The organism is Sulfitobacter sp. R18_1, assembly GCF_017743915.1.
In the GTDB taxonomy this organism is placed as follows: Bacteria; Pseudomonadota; Alphaproteobacteria; order Rhodobacterales; family Rhodobacteraceae; genus Sulfitobacter; species Sulfitobacter faviae.
The window spans coordinates 175,541-193,955 of the sequence record NZ_JAGHRG010000010.1; the positions used below are offsets into that span (position 1 = coordinate 175,541).

Annotated in this window: 18 protein-coding genes; 10 read left to right on the plus strand and 8 right to left on the minus strand. The window is 63.2% G+C overall.

What is annotated here, in order from left to right; all coding sequences use genetic code 11:
- Positions 1–2 precede the first annotated feature (2 nt).
- The 3 genes from uppS to pyrH all read right to left on the minus strand — a co-directional run bounded on the left by uppS (position 3) and on the right by pyrH (position 2,254).
- The gene (uppS, locus tag J7392_RS18850; RefSeq protein WP_067261562.1) at positions 3–740 is read right to left on the minus strand and encodes a polyprenyl diphosphate synthase; all 738 of its coding nucleotides are present in this window, start codon (positions 738–740) and stop codon (positions 3–5) included.
- Positions 741–788: 48 nt separating this feature from the next.
- On the minus strand, positions 789–1,355 hold the full coding sequence (gene frr / locus J7392_RS18855) for a ribosome recycling factor (protein WP_067261561.1): 567 nt from the start codon (positions 1,353–1,355) through the stop codon (positions 789–791).
- Between the two features lie 173 nt (positions 1,356–1,528).
- A complete protein-coding gene (gene pyrH, locus J7392_RS18860; protein ID WP_067261559.1) occupies positions 1,529–2,254 on the minus strand; it encodes a UMP kinase in 726 nt (241 codons plus the stop codon).
- 130 nt (positions 2,255–2,384) lie between these two features.
- Here pyrH and miaA point away from each other — a divergent pair, with 130 nt between their 5' ends.
- The 5 genes from miaA (at position 2,385) to J7392_RS18885 (ending at position 9,183) form a co-directional block, all read left to right on the plus strand.
- Positions 2,385–3,275 (plus strand): tRNA (adenosine(37)-N6)-dimethylallyltransferase MiaA, encoded by an 891-nt coding sequence (miaA, locus tag J7392_RS18865; protein WP_209218901.1) that lies wholly within the window; start codon positions 2,385–2,387, stop codon positions 3,273–3,275.
- Between the two features lie 106 nt (positions 3,276–3,381).
- The gene (locus tag J7392_RS18870) at positions 3,382–4,152 is read left to right on the plus strand and encodes a helix-turn-helix domain-containing protein (RefSeq protein WP_209218902.1); all 771 of its coding nucleotides are present in this window, start codon (positions 3,382–3,384) and stop codon (positions 4,150–4,152) included.
- A 310-nt stretch (positions 4,153–4,462) separates the two neighbouring features.
- Entirely contained in the window at positions 4,463–5,551 is a 1,089-nt protein-coding gene (locus J7392_RS18875) for an ABC transporter permease (RefSeq protein WP_209218903.1), read from the plus strand.
- Between the two features lie 12 nt (positions 5,552–5,563).
- A complete protein-coding gene (locus J7392_RS18880) occupies positions 5,564–7,030 on the plus strand; it encodes an ABC transporter permease (protein WP_209218904.1) in 1,467 nt (488 codons plus the stop codon).
- A 62-nt stretch (positions 7,031–7,092) separates the two neighbouring features.
- A complete protein-coding gene (locus J7392_RS18885) occupies positions 7,093–9,183 on the plus strand; it encodes an ABC transporter ATP-binding protein (RefSeq protein WP_209218905.1) in 2,091 nt (696 codons plus the stop codon).
- Positions 9,184–9,289: 106 nt separating this feature from the next.
- On the opposite strand, the gene J7392_RS18890 is transcribed toward J7392_RS18885, so the two are convergent.
- Both J7392_RS18890 and J7392_RS18895 read right to left on the minus strand, forming a co-directional pair.
- On the minus strand, positions 9,290–9,817 hold the full coding sequence (locus J7392_RS18890; protein WP_209218906.1) for a hypothetical protein: 528 nt from the start codon (positions 9,815–9,817) through the stop codon (positions 9,290–9,292).
- Positions 9,818–9,997: 180 nt separating this feature from the next.
- Positions 9,998–10,543, minus strand: coding sequence for a lytic transglycosylase domain-containing protein (locus J7392_RS18895; protein WP_209218963.1), 546 nt, complete (start codon positions 10,541–10,543; stop codon positions 9,998–10,000).
- A 280-nt stretch (positions 10,544–10,823) separates the two neighbouring features.
- On the opposite strand from J7392_RS18895, the gene J7392_RS18900 reads away from it, so the two are divergent.
- On the plus strand, positions 10,824–11,345 hold the full coding sequence (locus J7392_RS18900) for a single-stranded DNA-binding protein (protein WP_067261546.1): 522 nt from the start codon (positions 10,824–10,826) through the stop codon (positions 11,343–11,345).
- A gap of 346 nt (positions 11,346–11,691) precedes the next feature.
- Here J7392_RS18900 and aroB read toward each other — a convergent pair whose 3' ends face one another.
- Both aroB and J7392_RS18910 read right to left on the minus strand, forming a co-directional pair.
- Entirely contained in the window at positions 11,692–12,798 is a 1,107-nt protein-coding gene (gene aroB / locus J7392_RS18905) for a 3-dehydroquinate synthase (protein ID WP_209218907.1), read from the minus strand.
- Positions 12,791–13,387: a shikimate kinase gene (locus J7392_RS18910; protein ID WP_247744652.1), complete on the minus strand. Its 597-nt coding sequence runs from the start codon at positions 13,385–13,387 to the stop codon at positions 12,791–12,793. The genes aroB and J7392_RS18910 overlap by 8 nt, the downstream gene beginning before the upstream one ends.
- Before the next feature lie 80 nt (positions 13,388–13,467).
- Here J7392_RS18910 and J7392_RS18915 point away from each other — a divergent pair, with 80 nt between their 5' ends.
- Genes J7392_RS18915 through J7392_RS18925 form a run of 3 tightly spaced genes read left to right on the plus strand, consistent with a single transcriptional unit; the run spans position 13,468 to position 16,249 of the window.
- On the plus strand, positions 13,468–13,617 hold the full coding sequence (locus tag J7392_RS18915; protein WP_007120408.1) for a hypothetical protein: 150 nt from the start codon (positions 13,468–13,470) through the stop codon (positions 13,615–13,617).
- A 5-nt stretch (positions 13,618–13,622) separates the two neighbouring features.
- Entirely contained in the window at positions 13,623–15,269 is a 1,647-nt protein-coding gene (locus J7392_RS18920; protein WP_348540711.1) for a hypothetical protein, read from the plus strand.
- Positions 15,270–15,271: 2 nt separating this feature from the next.
- Positions 15,272–16,249, plus strand: a complete 978-nt coding sequence (locus tag J7392_RS18925; RefSeq protein ID WP_209218909.1) for a tyrosine recombinase — start codon at positions 15,272–15,274, stop codon at positions 16,247–16,249.
- On the opposite strand, the gene J7392_RS18930 is transcribed toward J7392_RS18925, so the two are convergent.
- On the minus strand, positions 16,186–17,016 hold the full coding sequence (locus tag J7392_RS18930; RefSeq protein ID WP_247744653.1) for a metallophosphoesterase family protein: 831 nt from the start codon (positions 17,014–17,016) through the stop codon (positions 16,186–16,188). The two genes, J7392_RS18925 and J7392_RS18930, sit on opposite strands and share 64 nt — an antisense overlap.
- A gap of 88 nt (positions 17,017–17,104) precedes the next feature.
- On the opposite strand from J7392_RS18930, the gene J7392_RS18935 reads away from it, so the two are divergent.
- Positions 17,105–18,412 carry an HlyC/CorC family transporter gene (locus J7392_RS18935; RefSeq protein WP_209218910.1) on the plus strand — a complete coding sequence of 436 codons (1,308 nt, stop codon included), beginning with the start codon at positions 17,105–17,107 and terminating at the stop codon, positions 18,410–18,412.
- Positions 18,413–18,415 lie beyond the last annotated feature (3 nt).

Here is an 18,415-nt window from a genome sequence, read left to right on the forward strand (position 1 = left end):
CCTCAGGTCTTGACCGCACCGAACCGCCTGTCGCGCCCGCCATAGGCGGCGCAGAGCCGGGCGAATTCCTCGCGGGTGAAATCCGGCCACAGCGTGTCGATGAACTCATATTCCGCATAGGCCGATTGCCACAGCAGAAAGTTCGAAATCCGCGCCTCGCCGCTGGTGCGGATCACCAGATCGGGGTCGGGCAGCACATGGGTATCGAGGTAGCGCGGCAGGGTCTCTTCGTCCACGCTATCGGGGTCAAGTTTGCCGCTGGCCACATCTTGGGCCAAGCGATGCGTGGCGCGGGCCACTTCGTCGCGGCCCCCGTAATTCAGCGCAATCGTCAGATTAATGCGGGTGTTATGCGCGGTGTGGGCCTCAAGCTCTCCCATGAGCTTGATCAGCTTGTCATCCAGCCGGTCGCGATCCCCAATGAACCGCACCCGCGCGCCATAGTCGCTGAGGCTGCGCATTTCCTTGGAAATATAGCGCCGAAACAGGGACATAAGCCCCGCCACTTCGACCTGCGTGCGTTTCCAATTTTCGGTCGAGAAGGCAAAGATCGTCAGATACTCGACCCCCACATCGGGGCAGCATTCGACGATCTCGCGCACGCGTTTGGCGCCGGCGTGATGCCCAAAAAGCCGGGGCCGCCCGCGTTGGGTGGCCCAACGGCCATTGCCGTCCATGATGATCGCCACATGGCGTGGCCCGCCGGGTATCGTTTGGGGCTGAATTTCGGCGGTGCTCATGTCTCGACCTTTTTCTTTCAAGTGCTGTTTCCCTGCGTCTTGGCGGGGTCAGACTTGCATGATTTCGGCCTGTTTCGTCTCAAGCTGTTCATCGATGAGCGTGATGAAACGGTTGGTCAGATCCTGCACTTCGCCTTCCCAGATTTTCTGGTCGTCCTCGGACATGGCGCCGTCGTTCTTGGCTTTCTTGATCTGGTCCATCCCGTCGCGGCGGATGTTGCGGATCGAAACGCGCGCGTGTTCGGCATATTGCCCTGCGACCTTGGTCAACTGGGTGCGGCGCTCTTCGTTCAGTTCGGGGATCGGCAGCATGATGATGGTGCCATTGAGCTGCGGGTTGATGCCCAGTCCGCTTTCGCGAATGGCCTTCTCGACCTTGCCGACGAGACCCTTGTCCCAGACGTTGATCGTAACCATGCGCGGCTCCGGCACGTTGACGGTGCCGACTTGGTTCACCGGGGTCATCTGGCCATAAGCCTCGACCATCACCGGCTCCAGCATGGAGGCCGAGCCACGCCCCGTGCGCAGTGATGCGAACTCGGTCCGAAGCGACGCAATCGCGCCGTTCATCCGCCGTTCAAGATCATCGGTATCGAGCATAAATTCGTCTGACATGGCGAGCCTGCTTGTTGTTTCCTTGCGTTACGGCTTTCTAACGGTGGCGCGGCGCTTTCACAACTGCCCATTGTTGCGCCACCATGCGCGCCCCGCGCCCCTGTTGTGAGAGACGCGGGCAGCATCAGGTCAATCGCCCTGCCGCGGGGCGATGCCTTGGAATGCGGGCGGAGTTACCCGACGCGGGTATAGGTGCCCTGCCCCGCCAAGATACCTTGGAAGCCGCCCGGCTCATCCAGCGAGAAGACGATGATCGGCAGGTTGTTGTCCCGCGCCAGCGCGATGGCAGAGGCGTCCATCACGCCGAGCCGCTTTTGCAGCACGTCGTCATAGCTCACCAGATCATAGCGTTTCGCATCGTCGAACTTGGCCGGGTCCTTGTCATAGACACCGTCGACCTTGGTGCCCTTGAAGATCGCCTCGCAGGACATCTCATTGGCGCGCAGGGTCGCGGCGGTGTCGGTGGTGAAATAGGGGTTGCCGGTGCCCGCGGCAAAGATGCAGACCCGCTTCTTCTCAAGGTGGCGCACGGCGCGGCGGCGAATATAGGGCTCGGCCACTTCGTTCATGGTGATGGCGCTGATCACGCGGGTGTGGATGCCCAGACCTTCGAGCGCCGATTGCATCGCCAGCGCGTTCATGACGGTGGCGAGCATCCCCATGTAATCCGCCGTGGTCCGCTCCATCCCCTGCGCCGAGCCTTGCAGCCCGCGGAAGATGTTGCCGCCGCCGATCACCATGCAGATTTCGACGCCCAGACTGTGCACCGATTGCACCTCACGGGCGATGCGCTCAACGGTTGGCGGATGCAGACCATAGCCGAGGTCACCCATCAGCGCCTCCCCGGAAATCTTTAGCATCACGCGGTTAAAGGAGACTTGGGGGGTGTCTTGGGACATCGGGCACACCTTACTATTTCACCAACCGGGGGAGATTTAAGCCTTGCGGCGGTGAAGGGTTTTCATTTCGCGCCAAAATGTCGCAAATACGCCCAAGGTTCAATGCGGGACGTAAGGAAGACGCAAAGAAATGCCGGATATTCCCAAGGCCCAGATGGACGCCCTGTTGCAAGGCTTGCCGCCCGAACGGCCGGTGTTGATCGCCGGGCCGACCGCCAGTGGCAAATCCGCCCTTGCCCTCGCCATTGCCGAGGCGCAGGGCGGTGTGATCGTCAACGCCGATGCCAGTCAGGTCTACGCCCCCCTGCGCATCATCAGCGCCCGCCCCTCGCCCGAGGAAGAGGCCCGCGCGCCGCATCTGCTTTATGGTCATCTGGCCGAAGATGCGCCCTATTCCACCGGCCATTGGCTGCGCGAAGTGGCCCCGCTGCTGGGCGGCGACCAGCGGGTGATCATCACCGGGGGCACCGGGCTTTACTTCTCTGCCCTGACGCAGGGGCTGGCCGAGATTCCGGCCACCCCGGTAGAGGTGCGCGCCCAAGGCGACGAGATGGCACTCGAAGACCTGTTGGCGGGGCTGGACGCCGAAACCGCCGCAGGCCTCGACCAACGCAACCGCGCGCGGGTGCAACGCGCTTGGGAAGTGTGGCAGGCCACCGGGCGCGGCCTGTCGGACTGGCAGCGCGACACCGGCGCGCCGCTTTTGCCGCTGGCGGATTGTCTGCCGATCGTCTTCGATGTCGAGCGGGATTGGCTGAACGCCCGCATCGCGCAGCGCTTTGACCTGATGCTAAAGCAAGGCGCCTTGGAAGAGGTCGCCGCCCTTCGCCCGCGCTATGACCCATCCCTGCCCGCCCATCGCGCCATCGGCGTGCCGGAACTGATCCGCCACCTCGACGGCGACTGGCCATTGCACCGCGCCCGCGAGGCTGCCGTGGTCGCCACCCGCCGTTTTGCCAAGCGGCAGCGCACTTGGATGCGCAGTAAGATGGCAGATTGGCAGCGGGTGACGCCAGAATAGCCGCCGAGCGGGCGGAATTTCTTGCGTTATCCCAACCCTCCGCTAGCCTGACGTTGAAGATTACCCTTGTAAGGTTTCCATTTCTCAACGAAAGCGCCGTGTGCCCGTGACAGAGATTCAGACCCAGACCTTGGCCCAGCTTTCGGCGGGGCAAGATTGGCGGCTGACCCTCGCGCACGACCGCGACCACCATCTTTTGATCTGGATCACCCGGGGCCAAGGGCGGCTGCTGCTCGATGGCCAACGCCGCGGCATCAGCCCGCATAACGCGCTTTGGATACCGGCGCGGTCGCTCTTCGCGCTGGAGCTAGGCTATCAATGTCTGGGCCATGCGCTGCTGATCCCCAAAGACAGTGACGAAAGCCTGCCCAAGACCCCGCGCCAATTGCGCATCCGCGATGGGGCCGCGCAATCGGAGATCGCAACCCTTATCGAACAGACTCAACGGGAGGTCCAACAGGCCCGCCCCCTGCACCAAGATGCGCTCAAAGCGCAGGTGGCGCTGATGTCGGTCTGGCTGCGCCGCCAGATCATGGCAGAGGCCCATACCGCCCCCCGGCCCAAGGCAGGCGACAGGCTGAGCGCGCGCTTCTGCGCCTTGGTCACTCAAGGCGCCCCCAAGGGCACCAGCATGGCCGAACACGCCGCAGCTCTCGGCGTGACCCCAACCCATCTGACCCGCGCCGTGAAGGCAGCTACCGGCAAATCCGCCGCTGACCTTCTGACCGAGCGCAGTTGCCACGCCGCCCGTCGCCTGTTGGCCGAGACCAATCACACCGCTGCCGAAATCGCTGCCACCTTGGGCTTCGGCTCTGCCGCCTATTTCACCCGTTTCATGCAACAGCACAGCGGCCTGCCCCCCAGCAAACTGCGCTGAGAGCCGGGCCGAAATGTCGCTTTCAGACCCTCAGGATGTCGCAAAAACTCCTCCAAACTCCTCAGCCGAATGTTGACGCGCGGGTGATTTCCGTGCCTCATGGCTGAACCCCTCTGCACAGGGGCGGGGCAATGAACAAGCGCAGGCTGCCAGAAAAACCGCCAAAAGGTCTTCGGCACCCCAGCGCAACAAGGCAGAGAAAACCTGCCGCGAACAGAACCGGCGCCCCCAAGGCGCCGCACCAATTAAAAAGGCCAAAAGGCCGCATCGTCGGGCCAAGTCACCGCCCGACCCTGCTACAGGGGACCACATGGGACTATTCATTTTGCGCCGGCTGGGTGTGATGTTGCTGACGGCGCTCTGCCTGACGTTCATCGTATTCTGGCTGACCAATCTCTATCCGAACCTCGAAAAACTTGCCAAGACCCAAGGCAACTTCCGCATGTCGGACGAGGCCGTGGCCAGCTACCTCGAAGACCGCGGCTATTTGCAGCCCACTGTCGACAAATTCGGCGAATGGCTGGGCGTGCTGCCCGGCTGGGTCACGGAAGGCGAGACGCCCGAGGAAACCTTTGGCCGCTGTTTCGCTCCCGGCACCCCGGTGGAGGAGCGCCCCACCCGCTGCGGCATCCTGCAAGGCGATTGGGGGTTCTCGACCGTCTTCAAGGAGCCGGTGGGCGAAACGGTGCTGACCCGTCTGGCACTTACCGGCAAGCTGATGTTCTGGGTGCTGGTGCTGATGGTCCCCTCGGCGCTGATCGTGGGCGTGCTGGCGGGGATGCGCGAAGGCTCCAAGCTCGACCGCTCGCTTTCCACCTTCTCCATCGCCACCACGGCGACGCCTGAATATGTCTCGGGGGTGATCTTCATCGCGGTACTCGCCTCCTCGCGCTTTGGCCTGTCGCCGCTTTTGGCCGAATGGGGCTGGATCGACAGCAAGACACTGTTTCTGGGCTCGGCCACCTCTGCCATGAAAGACGCGAACTTCTGGAACTTCTTCCTGCCGGTGCTGACCATCTCGCTCTACGGTATGGGCTATATCGCGCGGATGACACGGGCCTCGATGACCGAGGTGATGACCGCGCAATATATCCGCACCGCAAGGCTCAAGGGCGTGAAATTCTCGGAGATCGTGCTGAAACACGCGCTGCGCAACGCACTCATTGCGCCCTTCACCGTGATCATGCTGCAAATCCCGTGGCTCTTGAACGGCGTGGTGATCGTCGAGACCCTGTTCAACTACAAGGGCTTCGGTTGGCTGCTGGTGCAGGCCGCGGCCAATAACGACATCGAACTGCTGCTGGCTGTCTCTGTCGTGTCGGTGATCGTCGTCCTCGTGACGCAGCTGATTTCGGACATCGGCTATGTTTTCCTCAACCCGCGCATTCGCATTTCTTAAGGGAGCTTGGACATGGAACCTTTGACATGGACCGGGTCGCTTGCGGGGCTCAACATCATCTTCCTCGGTCTTGCGGTGCTTCTGGCCTTGGCCGTGGCGGTGCAGATCGTCGTTTCCTTCTTTCCCGCCAGTGAAGCACGCCAGATCAACCCGGACGGAACCGTCGCCCGGCAAGCCGGGCTGGCGGGCGGGGTGAACCGGGCGGTGATCCTGCTCTTTGCGCTGCTGATCCTCGTGCTGCTGATCTATATCATCGCAGGCGCCTTCATGGGGCCGCAGGCGGGCATCATCGGCGGCATGTCGCAGCAGATGCTGCCCGTGTGGATCGCGCTGATCCTGACCTTCGCCCTCTCTATCCACTTCAAGCGGCGGCTCGGCCTTTACGGCAAGCTATTTGACAGCACCGTCGGCATGATCGGTTTCGCCATCGTCATGTTCTGGGTCTACACCGGCATCTTCGGCGGGCTGTTCGACCTGTTGGTGACGCATGACAGCCTCAGCCAGACCTCGGGGATGAAGAACAAACTGCCCGGCACGCCCCAGCGCAGCCCGGATGAAGGCGAATACCCTTGGTTCCTTCTGGGCGGTGACAACCTTGCCCGCGATGTCTTCTCCCGGCTGATCAAAGGGTCTTGGGTCGTGGTGCAGATCGCGCCGATGGCAACGCTCTTTGCCTTTATGGTGGGGATCACGCTGGGCCTGCCTGCGGGATACTATGGCGGGCGGTTGGACACGGTGCTGAGCTTTCTGGCGAACCTGATCCTCGCCTTCCCGGTGATCCTGCTCTTCTACCTGCTGGTCACGCCCGAGATCGTGCTCACCGGCATCCCGAACTACATGGCGGTCTTCCTATTCATCTTCCCGCTGATCTTCCTCGCCGTGCTGTTGAACGCGCGCTACTACACGCAACCTTCGTTCCGCACGCCGCTCTTGATCGTGGTGCTTGGGGTGGTCGGCTGGCTCTACCTGTCGCTGGTCTCCACCGACGGGGCGATCGTAGCGACAGACAGCTACCGCATTCCCGGCCTGCCGAGCATGATCGACCTTTTCGACATCGACCCCGGTGTGCTGGTGGTCTTTGTCTCGGTGGTCTTCGTGAACTCGCCCACGGTGTTCCGCATTGTGCGCGGCTTGGCCCTCGACATCAAAACCCGCGACTACGTCGCCGCCGCCCAGACCCGTGGCGAAGGCCCGTGGTATATCATGCTATGGGAAATCCTGCCCAATGCGCGCGGGCCGCTGATCGTCGATTTCTGCCTGCGCATCGGTTATACCACGATCCTTCTGGGCACGCTGGGCTTCTTCGGTCTGGGGCTGGAGAGCGAGAGCCCCGATTGGGGCAGCACGATCAACGCGGGCCGCCGCCTGCTGTCGCTCTACCCGCATGCCGCCATCGCGCCTGCGCTGGCGCTGCTGAGCCTCGTGCTGGGTCTGAACCTCCTGGCCGATGGCCTGCGCGAAGAATCCCTGCGCGACTAAGAAACATCCTCCGGGGGGCGAGCCCTCCCGGCCCCTTTTGATCCCCCGACTGGGAGAGCCAAATGCCAAAGACTGATTACGACGGTCCCATTCTTGAGATCAACAACCTGTCGATCTCCTTTTTCACCCGCCTGCGGGAAATCCCCGCCGTGATGGACTTCTCCGTCAACGTCCAACCGGGCGAGGCCGTGGGGCTGGTGGGCGAGAGCGGCTGCGGCAAATCCACCGTGGCGCTGGGCGTGATGCAGGATCTGGGCCGCAATGGCCGGATCGTCGGCGGCTCTATCAAGTTCAAGGGACGCGACCTGAGCGAGATGAGCGCCGAAGAACTGCGCGACATTCGCGGCAGTGAGATCGCGATGATCTATCAAGAGCCGATGGCCAGCCTCAACCCCGCCATGCGGATCGGCAAACAGCTGATGGAAGTGCCGATGATCCACGCCGGCATGTCCGAGAAGGAAGCCTATGCCCGGGCCCTGCAAGTGGTCACGGACGTGAAACTGCCGGACCCCGAGCGCATCCTGAAGGCCTATCCGCACCAGCTATCAGGCGGCCAGCAGCAGCGTATCGTCATCGCCATGGCGCTGATGTCCGAACCCTCGCTCTTGATCCTTGATGAGCCAACAACCGCGCTCGACGTGACCGTTGAGGCGGCGGTGGTGGAATTGGTGAAGGATCTCGGCAAGAAATACGGCACTTCGATGCTGTTCATCTCGCACAACCTCGGGCTGGTGCTGGAAACCTGCGACCGGATCTGCGTGATGTACTCGGGCGAAGCGGTCGAGAAAGGCTCGATCGAGGATGTCTTTGACGAGATGCAGCATCCCTATACGCAGGCGCTGTTCCGCTCGATCCCGCTGCCGGGGGCCGACAAGAACGCGCGGCCCCTGAAGGCCATTCCGGGCAATTTCCCCCTGCCCCACGAACGCCCGCCGGGCTGCAACTTCGGCCCGCGCTGCGACTATTTCGTCCCCGGCCGCTGCGACGCCGCGCCGATCCCGATGGAGAGCGTGCCCGGCAACGACCGGCATGAGACCCGTTGCATTCGGTTTCAAGAGATCGACTGGCAAGCGCCCTTGGAGCTGGCCGAGGTCAAGGAAAAGAGCGATGTCGGTGAGGTCGTCCTCAAGATGGACAAGCTCAAGAAATACTACCAAGTCGCGGCCAATGCCATGTTCGGCGGCGGCAATACCAAAGTAGTCAAAGCCAATGAATCCCTCAGCTTCGAGGCCCATGAAAGCGAAACCCTCGCCATCGTGGGCGAGTCGGGCTGCGGCAAGTCCACATTCGCCAAGGTGCTGATGGGGCTAGAGACGGCGACCGAGGGGCATATCTACCTCGACGGGCAGGACATCGGCGGCGTGCCGATTGATGACCGCACGACCAAGAACGTGGCCGATGTGCAGATGGTGTTTCAAAACCCCTTCGACACGCTCAACCCCTCAATGACCGTGGGGCGGCAGATCATCCGCGCATTGGAGATTTTCCGCATCGGCAAGAATGAGAAAGAGCGCCGCCAGCGCATGCTCGAACTGCTCGATCTGGTGAAACTGCCCCGCGAATTCGCAGGCCGGATGCCGCGCCAACTCTCGGGCGGGCAAAAGCAGCGCGTCGGCATCGCCCGCGCCTTTGCCGGGGATGCGCGGATCGTGGTGGCGGATGAGCCGGTCTCGGCCCTCGACGTGAGCGTACAGGCCGCCGTCACCGACCTGCTGATGGAGATCCAGCGCGAGCAGAAGACGACGCTTTTGTTCATCTCCCATGACCTGTCCATCGTGCGCTATCTCTCCGACCGGGTGATGGTGATGTATCTGGGCCATGTGGTTGAACTGGGCGACACCGATCAGGTTTTCGCCCCGCCCTATCACCCCTATACCGAAGCGCTGCTAAGCGCGGTGCCGATTGCCGATACCAAGGTGAAAAAGAAACACATCGTGCTAGAAGGCGACGTGCCCTCGGCGATGAACCCGCCCCCGGGCTGCCCCTTCCAGACGCGCTGCCGGTGGAAGTCGCAGGTGCCGGGTGATCTTTGCGAACGCGAGGTGCCGCCGATGGTGACCATGGCCGATGGCCATGAGATCAAATGCCACCTCTCCGCCCAGCAATTCGCCGAGATGGAGCCGGTGATCGAGACAGGCACGGCGGCGGAATGAAAAAAGGCGCGGTTCCGAAGAACCACGCCTCATGCCTCAGGCTATCTAAGGGGGAACGGCCTGAGGTTATGACGATCCGGCCAACACGGCCAAATCAAACCCGGATTTAGGGATCAACGGGCGAACCGGCAGTGTTCACATTGGCCAGACCTTCGGCGACCACGTCAGCGAAGGTAGAGACGAGCGCCACATAGAACTCGGTCTCAGAGGGCTGCACGTTCACATAGCCTTCGGGCGCGATCTCATCGCCGCTATAGGCCGAAATCATCACCGGGAAGCTCAGGCCGGCGTTGTCACCAGTGGGGCTTGTGATATCAACAACGCCTTCCAACTCGTTGAATTCCTTGCTGTCGGGCAGCATTGTCGCGCCGTTCAGAGAGATTTTGCGGATGTCGATCTTGATCTGCGGATCGGAGCCATCGCTGCTCATCGGCACGCGCTCTGCCACTTCGGCGCGCAGGTCTTCTTCCAGGTCAGGATAGAAATCCATGGCATTGCTGTCAGCCGCGGCGGCGACAGAAGATTCGACGTCGATTTTCGAGACCATGATCTTGTCATCGGCGAAGGCAGAGCCGCTCAGCGCGATAACACTTACACCAGCGGCAAGGGCGATGTTTTTCATATTCGTCAGCATGTCGTTCTCCTTTGATCTTTCTTCTCTGCGGCGAGAATGCCCCGCTGCAAAGTTTCTGATCAGAGAACACCACGATTGCCCCGGCGGTTCCCAAGGGGGCCGATGCCAAAGGGGCTTACGGGGGTGCAAATAGGCGGACAAACGCCCAAGCGCAGCGCCAACCCCATAAATATCAATGACTTAACTGCCCGTGATCACTTTAACGTAATTGCGGGTTTCCTTGTAGGGCGGGATGCCCCCGTATTTCTTCACCGCCCCCGGCCCCGCGTTATAGGCGGCCAGCGCCAGCTCCCAACTGCCGAAAGCGCGGTACTGCATCTTGAGGTAACGCGCCCCGCCTTCGAGGTTTTGCACCGGATCGGCGGGATCGACACGCAGCGCCCGCGCGGTCTGCGGCATCAACTGCGCCAGCCCCATCGCCCCCTTGTGCGACAGCGCCTTGGGGTTCCACCCGCTTTCCTGCTGCACCAGCCGCAAAAACAGATCGACCGGGATGCCGTGGCGCGTGGCCGCGGCACGGGCATGGGTTAGAAAGGCCCCTTTGTAAGACCCGTTGTATTTCGGCACGTCCCATTTCGTCGGGGTGACGACCTTGGGCGGTTGCAGCCGCACGGAGGCGGAATATTGTTTGGACGCCCGATTATCGAGGATGCTTTTCTGCGAGGCAAAGAGCCCCGCGCGGTTCTTGCTGGCGAACATATCGGCAGCCGCTGGTGCCGCCGCCATCGCGATGATCCCGGCTGCCGTCAAACTCACCGCGGCCAGACCGGCCAAAAGTCCCGTCTTTCGCATATCTGCCCCCTGCCGTTGCATTGCGCGCAGTATACTTAAATGCGCCCCTTCTACCAGCCCCCGAAATCCCGGCCATTTCGCGGGCCGCGGCGATGGGCGGCGGGATGGAAAGCCGGTGTCATCCGGCGAACAAGCACGATATAAACAGCCGAATTGGGCGCGCTCGGATTCGCGCCCGACGCAATGACACAGCAATGATAAACGAGGGGGCAAGATGGCCGGCTCAGTGAACAAAGTGATCCTTATCGGCAACCTCGGGCGCGACCCCGAGGTGCGGTCGTTCCAGAACGGCGGCAAAGTGTGCAACCTGCGCATCGCCACCTCGGAGACATGGAAAGACCGCAACACCGGTGAGCGCCGCGAGAAGACCGAATGGCATTCGGTGGCGATCTTTCAAGAGGGGCTCGTCCGCGTGGCCGAGCAATACCTCAAGAAGGGCTCCAAAGTGTATATCGAGGGCCAGTTGCAAACCCGCAAATGGCAGGACCAATCGGGCGCAGACCGCTATAGCACCGAAGTCGTGTTGCAAGGCTTCGGCGGCACGCTGACCATGCTCGACGGTCCCGGCGGCGGCTCCGGCGGCGGCGGCGGTGGCGGCGGCTACGGTGGTGGCGGCGGTGGCGGCTACGGCGGTGGCGGCAACGACTACGGCGGCGGCTATGACAGCGGCCCGTCCTCTTCGGGCGGCGGTGGCGGCGGCGGCAGCCGTGACCTCGATGATGAGATCCCGTTTTGATTTAGACTATTGGGTGGGGCGCTGGAGCGCCCTGCCCGCCTTGAGCGACGGCTCAAGATTACCACCCAGCCCGGAATCAAGCCGAAGGCGCCGGGCCATCGCCTGCCCGCCCCACCGGGTAGGCGATTTGGTGAGGTTAGCCGCGACTTTGCGAGCGCACATCACGGTTGAGGCATAAAGTGGCACGAAGCGAGGTTGGATCGCCGACCCGCGGGCAGGCGATGGCCCTCGGCTAAACAGCAGCCTCGCGCAGAGACACGTCTCAGGCCAACTGATCCGAAAATTACCTAGCCCGAATTTTAACTGCAGGCGATGGCCCTTTACGCGAAGCCGTAGCCGTGGGGCTTCAGCCGAGCGCATCCCGCAACAGCGCCAGCACCTGCTCGTTCTCCACCTCGGCCCCCGCAAAGGCCTGCCCGATGCCCCGCGCCAGAACAAAGCGCAATCGGCCATCGACGACCTTTTTGTCCTGCCCCATCAGCCGCAGCAGTTCTTCGGCTTCGGGCAGATCGCCGGGAATGTCGCGCAGGTCGGTCTTCATGCCCATCTGCACCAAATGGGCGCGCAGACGGCTCGGGTCTTCCTGCGGGCAAAGCCCCAGCCGCGCGGAAAGCTCAAAGGCCAGCGCACAGCCAATCGCCACCCCTTCGCCATGCAGCAGCCGGTCGGAATAGCCCGTCGCCGCCTCAAGCGCATGGCCGAATGTATGGCCAAGGTTCAAAAGCGCACGGTCGCCCTGCTCTGTCTCGTCGCGCTCCACAATATCGGCTTTCATCTGAACCGACCGCCGCACCGCTTCGATCCGGGCGGCCATATCGCCCGCCGCAAGGGCCGGGCCCTGCGCCTCCAGCCAATCAAAGAACGCCGCATCGCCAAGCAGCCCGTACTTTACCACCTCGCCATAACCGGCGAGGAAATCCCGATTGGGCATGGTGCCCAACACCTCGGTATCCGCCAGCACGAGGCTGGGCTGGTGGAAGGCCCCGATCAGGTTCTTGCCTTGGCGCGCGTTGATCCCGGTCTTACCGCCGACCGAACTGTCGACCTGCGCCAAAAGAGAGGTGGGGATCTGCACAAAACGCACCCCGCGCCGCAGCACGGCGGCAGCAAAGCCCACCAGATCACCGATCACCCCACCGCCAAAGGCCACAACGATATCGCCGCGCTCCACCTGCTCATCAAGCAGCCAGTCCACGCAGCGCTGAAGATTGGCCCAATCCTTGGTCCCCTCTCCGGGGGCGAGTTCCAGCGCAGACATCGCGATGCCCTTGGCGGCCAATCCCTCCCGCAGCGCTTCTAAATGCAATGCGGCGACGCGGCTTTCGGTGATGACGGCCACCCGCTTGCGGCGCAGCAGCGGCGCGATCAGCGCGCCTGCATCCCCCAGCAAGCCGGGCCCGATAACCACGTCATACTCCCGCCCCGGCAGGGCGACGGAAACCGTCTCACGCATCCAATCTCTCCAAAACATCGGGCCTTGTCAGCAGCTTGTCGATCACCCGGTTGGCCATGGCGTCAATCGACAGACGCGGATCGCAGCGCACCGAAAGATCCGCCAGCCGGTAAAGCGGCACCCGGTCGCGATAAAGCGCGGCCAGCGTGGCCTTGGGATCAGCCGTGCGCAGCAGCGGACGGCTGTCCTTGTAGCGCACCCGGTTCCACAGCAGCTCCAAATCCGCATCGAGCCAAAGCGCCACACCGTAAGCTGCGATATTGTCGCGGTTCACCTCGGCCAAAAACGCACCACCGCCAGTCGACAGGATGCAACGTTCCTCGGCCAAAAGCCGCGCGATCACCTCGGTCTCGCGCTTGCGAAAGAACGGCTCTCCGTCGCGGGTGAAAATCTCAGGCACGCTGAGATTGGCCGCCGCTTCGATCTCCGCATCGCTGTCCAGAAAAGGCGCGCCCAGTTTGGCCGAGACCGCACGCCCCACCGCCGTCTTGCCCGCGCCCATCATGCCAACCAGCGCCACCGTCTTGTTCAGACGGTAGCGGGGCGGCGTTTCTTCGCCATTGGTCATGCTGTGCTTAATTCCGCTCATTTTTCTCTGAATGACGTGATCTTGCCGAAAAGGCCATATATAGTTTGGCAAAATAGCAGAATTCCGGGCAGGCATAAATCATGGGTAAACTTTTTAAGCTTTTGATATTTCTATTGATTGTCGGCTTCATCGGTCTTGTGGGCTATGCCTATGTCGGGCCTTTCTTTGGCGTGGATTTTTCGCCCGAACAGATTGAGACGCGCCAGCCTGTCACGCTGACAGCGGATTGAGCGGCGTGGCAAACGCCCTGTCCAAACGCAAATGGGCCGTCAGCGCTGCATTGATCTGCTCGGTCAGCGCCACGGCCCTGCTGGCTGAATCCGAGGAAGACCGCAATCTGGGCCGCGAATCGCGTCAGGCGGCGCAGCAGCAAGAACAGACCCCCGCGGCCAATGATCAGCCGCTGTCGGTGATCGACTGGCTGGGCGCGCAATCGCCGCCCGAAAACCGGCCCAAACGCCCGCCCAATCCGGGCCGGGTGCCGGAACCGCCCGTGGCCGACAGCGCCCTGCCGCCGCCCGTGCAGGTCACGCCCTTGGGCGATGGCGCACCGCGCCGGATCGGGCTGGTGCCCGGCTCTGTCACCGGGCTGCGCGGGGACATCTGGCTGGGCAGCGACACAACCGCCCTGATCGACCGCATCCGCGATTTGCCGGACCTGCATCTGCCCGCCGCGCAGGCGCTGCTCTACACCGTGCTTCTGGCCGAGGCGCAGGCCCCGCAGGGCGAGGCGCGCAACGGCGATCTTTTGGCGCTGGCGCGGGGCGAAAAGCTGATGGAGCTTGGCGCCCTCGACCCCGCGCTGTCGCTGATCGAACAGGCCGGGGTGACCACCTCGACCGCGCATTTCGACCTGTGGATGCAGCTTTCCCTGCTCACCGGGACCGAGCATCGCGTCTGCGAGCGGTTGGTGAAATCCCCGCATCTGACCCGCGACTATGGCACCCGGATTTTCTGCAACGCCCGCGCTGGCAATTGGGAGAACGCAGCCCTGACCTTTGGCTCGGCCCAAGCGCTCGGCCTGCTGCCCGAGGCGCAGCTCGAACTCTTTGACCGTTTCCTGAACCCGGATTTCTACGAAGGGGCCGAACCGCTGCGCGTGCCGCGCCAGATGGACCCGATGACCTTCCGCCTGTTTGAGACCATTGGCGAGCCCTTGCCCTCAAACATCCTGCCGCGTGCCTATGCGGTGGCCGATCTGCGCGACATCGCCGGATGGAAGGCCCAGCTTGAGGCCGCCGAGCGGCTGACCCGCGCGGGCGCCCTGCCCGACAACCTGCTGCTGGGGCTTTATACTGATCGTCAGCCCGCCGCCTCTGGCGGGGTCTGGGACCGGGTTGCGGCGCTGCAACGGTTTGAGACGGCCCTGCGCACCGGCAGCGCCGAGGCGGTGGCCAAGACCCTGCCGCCCGCTTGGGAGGCGATGCGCGAAGCCTCTCTCGAAGTGGCCTTTGCCGCGCTCTTTGCCGAACCGCTCTCGACCATTCCGCTGGCGGGCCATGCCGCGCGTCTGGCGCGGGATGTGGCGTTGCTGTCGCCTGAGTATGAGGCCGCCGCGGCACGGGTGATCGGCAAGTCCCCCGAGGACGAATTGCTGCGCGCCGTGGCCGTGGGCGACGCGCCCAACGGCCCCGCGCCCGATGCGCCATTGGCCGCCGCGGTGCATGACGCTTTCGCCAACCCCAGCCCCCGCGCCGACCTGATGGCGCTGGCGCGGGACAAGGAATTGGGCATGGCGATTTTGCGCCTATTGTCGCTCTTGCATGACGGGGCGAGTGGTGACACATCGTCGCTCCGCGACGCCCTAGCCACCCTACGCGCCCTCGGATTGGAAGACACCGCCCGACGTGCCGCCTTGCAGATTGTATTGCTCCAGCAATGATGATGTCCCAGACCCCGACCTTCCATTGGATCTCCAGCTTTCTGGAGGCCGCCGCCGCCGAACAGGGTGCCGCCACCAACACGCAGCTGGCCTATGGCCGCGACCTGAAGGATTTCGATTCCTTTCTGGCGCAGCGCAACCATGATTTCCTCACCGCCAGCCGCGGCGAGGTCGAAGATTACCTTGTCTATTGCGACGCGCAGGGGCTGGCCAAATCCACCCGCGCGCGGCGGCTCTCGGCGATCAAACAGCTTTACCGTTTCGCCTTTGAGGAAGGGCTGCGCGAAGACAACCCGGCGGTGCAGATCGCCGGACCGGGGCAGGACAAACGCTTGCCCAAGATCCTGTCCGAGGAAGAGGTCGACCGGCTGCTCGATGCCGCGCGCAACTCTGGCCGGGCGCTGGCCGATCAGCTGCGCAACACCTGCTTGATGGAACTGCTCTATGCCACCGGCATGCGGGTCAGTGAATTGGTCAGCCTGCCGGTCAGCGCCGCGCGGGGCGATCCGCGTCTGCTGCTGATCGCAGGTAAAGGGGGCCGCGAGCGGCTGGTGCCCCTGTCAGAACCCGCGCGCGACGCGCTGGCGGCATGGCTCGTGGTGCGCGACAAGGCGGATGAGGCGGCCCAAGCCAAGGGCAAACCGCCTGCGCGGCATCTCTTCCCCTCGCGCGGGGCGATGGGCCATCTGACGCGGCATCGCTTCTATCTGCTGATCAAGGAATTCGCCGTCACCGGCGGCGTGCCGCCCGAGAAAGTCACGCCTCACACCCTGCGCCATGCCTTTGCCACGCATCTGCTGGCCAATGGTGCCGATCTGCGGGCGATCCAGACCATGCTGGGCCACGCCGATGTCGCCACGACCGAGATCTACACCCATGTCTTGGAAGAGCGCCTCTCGGACCTCGTGCTGGAGCGTCACCCCCTCGCCAAGGACGGCACCCGCAATCCCGGCGGCAACACGTCTTCCGAAGGCCAGTAACCGCTTTGTAGCGCCTCTGCATAGGCGCGCGGCAAGCCCGCCTTGGCCATATCGGCCACGGCCCCGGCCACATCGTAACTCAGCCGGTGAAAGCCCACCTCACCCCCGTCGAGCAGCGCCACCCGCGTCTGCTGGCCGCCGTCATGGGGCGGTATGCCGATCACGCCTGCGTTGATCCAACGCCCGCGCGCTGTCTCGCGGATGAAGGGCAGACCGGAGTGGCCCGCGATGATGTGATCGACGGGGCCTGCGATGTCTTCCAGCGCCTGCCATTCTTCTTCGAACACCGCCGCCGCACTCTCGGACCAGATGAACCGCGCCACATCGCGCACCCCGCCGTGGATCACGCCATAGCGCTGGCCCTGATGGCGGAACACCGCCACATCCGGCAGGCGGCCCATCCAGTCTTTCGCGCCCGCGTCCAACCGACTTGCCGCATGGGCATACCAAGCGCCCGACAGCATGTCGCAACTGCTGCCCGGCGCGAAGCCGCAGCCGCAATCTTCGGCCCCGCTGGCCAGTTGCACTTCGCAATTGCCCGCCACCACGGTACAGCCAAGCGCCCGGATTGCCGCCACGCATTCGCGCGGCGCGCCGCAATAGGCAACAATGTCGCCGGTGCAGATCATCTGCCCCCCGTCGATGCCCCGCGCCGCGGCGAAAGCCGCCAGCGCCTCGACCGCCTGAAGGTTGGAATAGGGCCCGCAAAAAAGCAGCAACGGCCCGTCCAAAACCCCAAGCTCCGCGCAGTTGATTTTCGCCTGCATCGCACCACCCTGCCCCGTTGCAACCCTTGAATGACGCAGCCCCTGCGCCCATAACATTCGCAACACATAATGGATGGATTTAGACCTCATGGAAACGGGCCCCGCCCTTTTTGACACCGCTTTCTGGATCAGCACCGGAATTATCCTGTTTCTCCTCGTCCTCTCGGGCTTCTTCTCAGGCTCCGAGACCGCCCTGACCGCCGCCTCGCGCGGCAAGCTGCGCGCGCAGGCCGACAAGGGCGCAAGCGGCGCAATCCGCGCGCTCAAGATCACCGAGGATAATGAGCGTCTGATCGGCTCGGTCCTTTTGGGCAACAACTTGGTCAACATCCTTGCCGCCTCCATGGCGACGGCGCTGTTTACGCGGCTCTTCGGTGAAAGCGGCGTGGCGCTGGCAACGCTGGTGATGACGCTTCTGGTGCTTGTCTTTGCCGAGGTGCTGCCCAAGACCTATGCCATCACCAATGCGGAAACGGCGGCGGCGCTGGTCTCGCGCCCGATTAGCATCGTGGTGCTTGTCTTCTCGCCCGTGGTGACGGCGGTGCGCTATTTCGTGCGCGGGGTGCTGCGGCTTTTCGGCGTGCAGATCGACCCCGACAGCAACATTCTGGCGGTGCGCGAGGAAATCGCCGGGGCGCTGCAACTGGGCCATTCCGAAGGCGTCGTCGAGAAAGAAGACCGCGACCGTATTCTGGGCGCGCTCGACCTGCGCGAACGCGCGGTCGAAGAGGTCATGCTGCACCGCTCGGGGATCGAGATGATCGACGCGGATTCAGACCCGACCGACATCATGGAGAAATGCCTGCAATCGAACCACACCCGCCTGCCGGTCTTTCGCGATGATCCGGAGAACATCATCGGCGTGATCCATGCCAAGGACCTGTTGCGCGCCATGTACAAGCTGATCGGTGGCCCCAACGGCGATGCCGCAGCGCTCAATGGGTTCAACGTGGCCGATGTGGTGATGAAACCCTATTTCGTGCCCGAAACCTCGACCCTGGACGAGCAGATGCGCCAGTTCCTGCGCCGTCGCACGCATTTTGCGCTGGTGGTGGACGAATATGGCTCGCTCCAAGGGCTGATCACGCTCGAAGACATCCTCGAAGAGATCGTGGGCGAGATCACGGATGAGTTTGACCCCGATGCGGATCACCCGCTGAAACAGTCGGACGACGGGCATCTGATGGTCGAAGGCGCGATGACAATCCGCGACCTCAACCGCGCGACCGATTGGTCCCTGCCCGATGATGAGGCCAATACCGTGGCCGGGCTGGTGATCCATGAGGCGCAGATGATCCCCACCGTGGGGCAGGTCTTCTCCTTCCACAACTTCCGCTTTGAGGTGATCGAGCGGGACGGCAACCGGATCACCCAGCTCAAGATCCGCCCCCTCTGATCC